Below are 7149 nucleotides of genomic sequence, written 5' to 3' on the forward strand. Positions count from 1 at the left end.
CGGCACCGCGGGCGGACGGCCCGGCCCGCGCCGCCGACCTGGTGATCGGCGCGGCGGAACTGCTGCGCGCGGTGCGCGGGCTGCTGCTCGGCGTGGTGGTGGTCGCCACCCTGGAGGACGCGCTCGAACTGCTCGCCACCCGGCCCGAGCTGACCGCCGTCACCGGCGAGGGTGACGTGCTCGCCCGCCACCTGGCGCAGGGCGGCTCGGCCGGCGCGCCCAGCCTGTTGGAGGTGCAGGCCTCCGTCGCCGAGGCCGCGGGCGAGCTGCGCGAGCTGACCGGGCGGCGCGAGGAGCTGGCCGCCGACCAGGCGGCCGCCGTCGAGCGCGGGGCCACCGCCGCGGCCCGGGTCGAGGAGCTGGCCCAGCGGCGCAGCGCGGCCGAGCGCGCCAGGTCGAAGGTGGCCCAGGACGTCGGCCGGCTCGCCGGGCAGGCCAGGGGCGCCGCCGGGGAGGCCGAGCGGGCCGAGGCGTCCGTCGTCCGGGCCCAGGAGGAGCTGGCGAAGGCCGTCGAGCAGGCGGAGGAGATGGCGGAACGGCTGGCCGTCGCCGAGGAGTCGGGGGACGTCGACGAGGAGCCGGACACCGCCGTCCGCGACCGGCTCGCCGCCGACGGTGCCAACGCCAGGCAGACCGAGATGGAGGCGCGGCTCCAGGTCCGCACCCACGAGGAGCGGGTCAAGGGCCTCGCCGGCCGGGCGGAGGCACTGGACCGCGGGGCGCGCGCCGAGCGGGAGGCGCGGGCGCGCGCGGAGCGGCGGCGCGCCAGGATGCGGTACGAGGCCGAGGTGGCCGGCGCGGTGGCGGCCGGCGCCCGCCAACTGCTGGCGTACGTCGACGCCTCGCTGGAGCGGGCCGGGACCGAGCGGGAGGCCGCCCAGCTGGCGAAGGCCGAGCGTGAGCAGGCCCTGGTGGCCGAGCGGGCCGGCGGCCGGGAGCTCAAGGACGAGCTGGACAAGCTGACCGACTCGGTGCACCGCGGCGAGGTGCTGGGCGCCGAGAAGCGGCTGCGGATCGAGCAGTTGGAGGGCCGGGCGCTGGAGGAACTGGGCGTCGATCCCGCCGTCCTGGTCGACGAGTACGGCCCTGACCAGCTGGTGCCGCCCTCCCCGCCGGCCGAGGACGAGGTGCTGCCCGACGACCCGGACGACCCGCGCAACCTGCCGCGGCGCTTCGTCAGGTCGGAACAGGAGAAGCGGCTTCGGGCCGCCGAGCGCGCCTACAAGCAGCTGGGCAAGGTCAACCCGCTGGCCCTGGAGGAGTTCGCCGCCCTCGAGGAGCGCCACAAGTTCCTCAGCGAGCAGCTCGACGACCTCAGGAAGACCAGGGCGGACCTGCTCCAGGTCGTCAAGGAGGTCGACGAGCGGGTCGAGCAGGTCTTCACCGCCGCCTACCACGACACGGCGCGGGAGTTCGAGGGCGTGTTCTCCCGGCTCTTCCCCGGCGGCGAGGGGCGGCTGCTGCTGACCGACCCCTCGGACATGCTCACCACCGGCGTCGAGGTGGAGGCCAGGCCGCCGGGCAAGAAGGTCAAGCGGCTCTCGCTGCTCTCCGGCGGCGAGCGCTCGCTGACCGCGGTGGCCCTGCTGGTGTCGATCTTCAAGGCGCGGCCGAGCCCCTTCTACGTGATGGACGAGGTGGAGGCCGCCCTCGACGACACCAACCTCCAGCGGCTGATCCGGATCATGAAGGAGCTCAAGGACAGCTCCCAGCTCATCGTGATCACCCACCAGAAGCGCACCATGGAGGTCGCCGACGCGCTCTACGGCGTCTCCATGCAGGGGGACGGGGTGTCCAAGGTGATCAGCCAGCGGCTCTCCGCCTGACGGCCGGAAGGGTCAGCTCAGGATGCCCCGCCGGTACGCGGTCGCCACCGCCGCGGCGCGGTCGTTCACGCCCAACTTGCCGTACAGGTGCGTGAGGTGGGTCTTCACCGTGGCCTCGCTGATGAAAAGCTCCCTGGCGATCTCGCGGTTGGAGGTGCCCCGCGCGACCAGGTCGAGCACCTGCCGCTCCCGGGCGGAGAGCGGCTCGTTCCCCGGCGAGCGGACGGCCGAGACCAGCCGGGAGGCCACCGCGGGCGACAGCACCGAGCGGCCCCTCGCCGCCGCGCGCACCGCCGCGAAGAGCTCGTCGCGCGGCGCGTCCTTCAGCAGGTAGCCGGTGGCGCCCGCCTCGATGGCCGGCAGGGTGTCGGAGTCCGTGTCGTAGGTGGTGAGCACCAGCACCCGGGCGCGGGCGCCACGCCTGGTCAGCTCGGCGATCGCCGCGACCCCGCCGCCGCCCGGCATCCGCAGGTCCATCAGGACCACGTCCGGGTCGAGTTCGGCGGCCAGCGCCACGGCCGCGACGCCGTCCACCGCCTCGCCGAGCACCACGAACCCGGGCTCGGACGTGAACATGCCGCGCAGACCGTCCCGGACGACGGGGTGGTCGTCGGCGATCAGCAGGGAGACGGGGGCCGCTTCAGTCATGGCTGAGCAAGGGTACTCGGGCGGAGACGGCGGTGCCCTGGCCCGTCTCGGACTCCACGGTCAGCGAACCGGCGACGCGTTCGGCGCGGGCGCGCATGCTGGCGAGGCCGAAACCGCCGGCGCCGGTGCGCTCCGGCAGCGCGTCCGGGTCGAAGCCCAGGCCGTCGTCGCGCACGTCCAGCGTGACCTCCTGCCCGATGAAGCTCAGCGTCACGCCGACCCGGGACGGGCGGCCGTGCCTGGCCGCGTTGGACAGCGCCTCCTGGGCGATCCGCAGCAGTGTGGCCGAGACCTCGTGGTGCGGCTCCCGCTCCGTGCCGGTGAGCGTGAACTCGGCCGGCACCCCCGCCCGGTCCGACCACTCGTCGACCGTCTTCCGCAGCGCGGCGGGCAGCGCGTCGCTCTCCAGGGCGACCGGCGCCAGGTTCGCCACCGAGCGGCGGGCCTCGCCCAGACTGTGCCTGGCCAGCGTCGCCGCCAGGTCCACGTGGCCGCGGGCCAGCTCGGGATCAGCCGTCAGCGACACGGCCTGGAGCTGGGTGATGATGCCGATCAGGCCCTGGGCGATGGTGTCGTGGATCTCGGCCGCCAGCCGGCGCCGCTCGTCGGCGATCCCCGCCTCCCGCGCCTGCACCAGGAGCTGGGCGTGCAGCGCGGCGTTCTCGTCGAGGGCCTGCTTGAGGGTGGCGTTGGTGCGCTCCAACTCCTTGATGAGGGTGGCCCTGGCCTCGGCCTGGGCCTGTTCCTTCAGGGCCAGGTGACTGAACACCCCGACCAGCGAGAGATGCACTCCGAACAGCGCGACGAACACGGCCAGGGTCGACCACGAGCGCAGCTGCGCGGGGCCGCCCAGGTTGGACGACGCCATCACGGCCGCCGTGGCGACGAGGCCGGGGCGCACGAGTCGGTCGGGGAGCACCCGGTCCGCGGTGAAGTAGCCGATGACGGCGTAGATGCCGAAGAACCCGTTGAACCAGGTGAGGGCGAGGGATATCGCCCAGCGCGTGAAGTAGTACCAGGCGCCGGCGGCCGAGGGCCGGCCGGAGCCGCGCTGCCAGCCGAACTGCAGGGCCACGGCGGCGACGCACAGCGCCGCCGTGGCGTACCAGCTGGTCGCGGTCATGCCGAGTTCCTCGCCGGTGGCGCCGGCCAGCACCAACCCGGCCCCGAGCAGGACGTACGGCCCCCACCGGTCGAAGACGGCCCAGCGCCGCTCGACCTCCGTCTCGTCTGTCATCCGCCCAGTCTGCATCGGGGGCCCTCCTCCGCCGCCGGCACGGTCACTCCCAGCGGAACCAGCGGACGGACGCCGCGGTGAGCACGACCGTCCACAGCGTGAGCACGCCGAGGTGCGACCAGCCTGGCCAGTCGCCGGCGGCCGCCTGGCCGAGGGCCTGGGATGCCGCCCCGAACGGGGTCAGCTCCACGATCCTGGCCATCGCGTCGGGCATCGCCTGGACCGGCAGCCAGAGGCCGGCGCAGAACATCATCGGGAACGTCGTGGTCGTGCCGATCGCGTTGGCGGCCTTGGTGGTGCGGGCGAGGGCCGTGGCCACGGTGCCGAGGGCGAGGGCGGCGGCGATCGAGAGCAGCAGCGCGAGCCCGTAGCCGAACGCCTGCCGTGGCAGTGCGACGTCGAACACCAGCCGGCCGGCGGCCAGCGAGAGCAGCGCGGAGCCGAGCGCGGCCGCGCCGTGCAGCCCCATCTGGGCGCCGAGCAACGCGGACGGCGGGATCGGCGTCGTCGACATCCGGCGGAGCACGCCGTGCTCGCGGTAGCCGGCGACGACCGCCGGCATGCCCTGGATGCCCGCCATGATCAGGGCGAGCAGCACCACGACGGGGACGTAGACGTCGACGGTGCGGAGGCCGTCGAGATCGTCGTTGGCCTCGCGGAACGAGGGGATGGCGCCGAGGATCCCCAGGAGCAGGGTGGGGAACAGCACGACCCAGAACAGGGTGGCCGGCTCCCGCCGGAAGAGGCGGGCCTCGGCCCGCAGCACGGCGGTGGTGGCCCGCGGCGACAGGGCGGCGGTGCTCATCGGTCGGCTCCCGTGAGGTCGAGGAAGGCGTCGTTCAGGGTGGCGTCGGTGACGCGGAGTTGGTGGGCCGTGATGTGGCCGCGGGCCAGCAGGGTGATGACGGCGTCGACGGTCTCGTCCGTGCCGGCGAGGGTGATCCGGCCGTCCTTCCAGGCGATGGACGCCACGGCGGGCAGGGCTGCCAGCCGGCTCTCGTCGAGCGGCGCGGAGGGGGTGAAGCTGATCACCGTGGCGCCGGCCGAGCGGCCGACCAGGCCGGCCGGGGTGTCGAGGGCGGCGAGCCGGCCCTGGTCGATGACGGCGATCCGGTCGCAGAGGCGCTGGGCCTCCTCCATGAAGTGCGTGACCAGCAGCACGGTGACGCCGCCGGCCCTGACGTCCTCGATCAGCTCCCAGGTGGCGCGGCGGGCGTGCGGGTCGAGGCCGGTGGTCAGCTCGTCCAGGACGACGATCCTGGGCCGCCCGATCAGGGCGAGCGCGATGAACAGGCGTTGCTTCTGGCCGCCGCTGAGCCGGGCGAAACGGGTGTCGAGCCGGCCGGTCAGGCCGAGGCGTTCGGCCAGCGGGCGCCAGTCGGCGGGGTTCGGATAGCAGGCCGCGTACAGCTCCAGCGCCTCGCGCACGGTGAGCTTCGGCTGCAGCCGGCTCTCCTGGAGCTGCGCCCCGAGGACCAGCGCCAGCTCCCCGTGGTCGGCGACCGGGTCGAGACCGGCGACCCTGACCCGGCCCGCGTCCGGCACCCGAAGGCCCTCGACGCACTCGACGGTGGTGGTCTTGCCCGCGCCGTTGGGGCCGAGGACGCCGAAGATCTCGCCCTCCTCGACGGCGAACGAGACGCCGTCGACCACGGTGCGGCCGCCATAGGACTTGCGTAGATCGCTGACTTCGATGACCGACATGTCGCCAGCCTCCCGTCCTGACCAGGCCCCGGACATCGGCCTTCGAGCCGGAAGTGGGGTCAACCGATCGGTTGACCCACGACTACGACCCGGGGCACCGAACGGGCGACCCCACCCGGTGCCCGGCGGGAGTTGGGCGGAAGCGGGGGAGATGGGGCGACCCGTCCCCCGTGGGGCGAACACGTCGGCGATACTTGAGGGCGCCCGGGGCCCGCCTGGCCGAGATCCCGGGCCCACCGCTCCTCAAGGCACCACCAAGGGAACCGATGGACATCCTCACCCTCCTCGTACTCATCGCCGTGGTCGCCGTCGCCGCGATCACCGGGCTCGTCGTCGCGCTCCGCGGGAAGCAGGCCGGGAAGCCGGCGCCGCCGCGCTCGCCCGCCGACCACGAGGCGGCCACCAGGACCGCGCCCCCGGCCGAGCCGCACGTCGGTGACGAGGCCGCGCCCCCGGCCGAGGAGGAACAGCGCCGCACCATCGAGGACGTGACGCTGCCGGCCGACGAGGCCGCGGTGGCCGAGGCCGAGGCGCCGCCGGTGCCGATCGAGGTGCCCGAGCCGACCGCCGGCCGGCTGGTCAGGCTGCGGGCCAGGCTCGCCCGCTCGCAGAACTCGCTCGGCCGCGGGCTGCTCACGCTGCTCTCCAGGGAGCGGCTCGACGACGACACGTGGGACGAGATCGAGGACACCCTGATCACCGCCGACGTGGGCGTCGGGCCGACCCAGGAGCTCGTCGGCCGGCTGCGCGAGCGGGTCCGGGTGCTCGGCACCAGGACGCCCGACGAACTGCGGGCGCTGCTGCGCGAGGAACTGCTGGCGCTGATCGGCACCGACCTCGACCGCGTGGTGCACACCGAGGGCGGGATCTCCGAGACCGGCGAGGAGCGGCCGGCCGTGGTGCTGGTGGTCGGCGTCAACGGCACCGGCAAGACCACGACCACGGGCAAGCTCGCCAGGGTGCTGGTCGCGGACGGCAAGTCCGTGGTGCTCGGCGCGGCCGACACCTTCCGGGCGGCCGCCGCCGACCAGCTCCAGACCTGGGGCCAGCGGGTCGGCGCCCGCACCGTCCGCGGCCCGGAGGGCGGCGACCCGGCCTCGGTGGCCTTCGACGCCGTCCGGGAGGGCATCACCGAGGGCGCCGACGTGGTGCTGGTGGACACGGCCGGCCGGCTGCACACCAAGACCGGGCTGATGGACGAGCTCGGCAAGGTCAAGCGGGTGGTGGAGAAGCAGGGCCCGGTCAACGAGGTGCTGCTGGTGCTCGACGCGACCACCGGCCAGAACGGCCTGGTCCAGGCGCGGGTCTTCTCCGAGGTCGTGGACGTCACGGGCATCGCGCTCACCAAGCTCGACGGCACGGCCAAGGGCGGCATCGTGGTCGCGGTGCAGCGGGAACTCGGCGTGCCGGTCAAACTGGTCGGTCTCGGGGAGGGCCCCGACGACCTGGCCCCCTTCGACGCGGAGGCGTTCGTCGACGCCCTGCTCGACTGAACCGGGGCTTCTTCCCCAACCCTCCCGCCCTTTCGACCGCGCTGCGCGCGGGCGGCGCCCTGCGGCCGTGCCGCGCCCAGCGCGGGGCGGTGCGGGGAGCGGGGGTGTTTCCCCACCCACCCGCCCTTTCGACCGCGCTGCGCGCGGGTGAGGCGGGCCTTGGCGGGCCCGGCCTACGGCGGCTGCGCTCCGTGCGCGGGTAGCGCGCTCCGCGCGGGCGGCGGCTTGCGGCCTGCCGCCC

6 protein-coding genes are annotated in these 7149 nt (G+C 74.6%); 2 read left to right on the forward strand and 4 right to left on the reverse strand.

Going from position 1 to position 7149, the window contains the following annotated elements; all coding sequences use genetic code 11:
- The coding region (locus ACYVPE_RS38540) for an AAA family ATPase (RefSeq protein ID WP_461038504.1) at positions 1-1826 on the forward strand (1826 nt) is incomplete at its 5' end.
- A 12-nt stretch (positions 1827-1838) separates the two neighbouring features.
- Here ACYVPE_RS38540 and ACYVPE_RS38545 read toward each other — a convergent pair.
- Genes ACYVPE_RS38545 through ACYVPE_RS38560 form a run of 4 tightly spaced genes read right to left on the reverse strand, consistent with a single transcriptional unit; the run spans position 1839 to position 5415 of the window.
- Positions 1839-2474 (reverse strand): response regulator, encoded by a 636-nt coding sequence (locus tag ACYVPE_RS38545; protein WP_461038505.1) that lies wholly within the window; start codon positions 2472-2474, stop codon positions 1839-1841.
- Positions 2467-3711, reverse strand: coding sequence for a sensor histidine kinase (locus ACYVPE_RS38550; protein ID WP_461038506.1), 1245 nt, complete (start codon positions 3709-3711; stop codon positions 2467-2469). The genes ACYVPE_RS38545 and ACYVPE_RS38550 overlap by 8 nt, the downstream gene beginning before the upstream one ends.
- A gap of 43 nt (positions 3712-3754) precedes the next feature.
- Positions 3755-4516, reverse strand: a complete 762-nt coding sequence (locus tag ACYVPE_RS38555; RefSeq protein WP_461038507.1) for an ABC transporter permease — start codon at positions 4514-4516, stop codon at positions 3755-3757.
- A complete protein-coding gene (locus ACYVPE_RS38560; protein WP_461038508.1) occupies positions 4513-5415 on the reverse strand; it encodes an ABC transporter ATP-binding protein in 903 nt (300 codons plus the stop codon). Before ACYVPE_RS38560 ends, ACYVPE_RS38555 begins: the two co-directional genes overlap by 4 nt.
- A 266-nt stretch (positions 5416-5681) precedes the next feature.
- Between ACYVPE_RS38560 and ftsY the strand changes: the two genes are divergently transcribed.
- On the forward strand, positions 5682-6908 hold the full coding sequence (gene ftsY, locus ACYVPE_RS38565) for a signal recognition particle-docking protein FtsY (RefSeq protein WP_461038509.1): 1227 nt from the start codon (positions 5682-5684) through the stop codon (positions 6906-6908).
- Positions 6909-7149 lie beyond the last annotated feature (241 nt).

Source organism: Streptomyces mayteni (genome assembly GCF_054783955.1).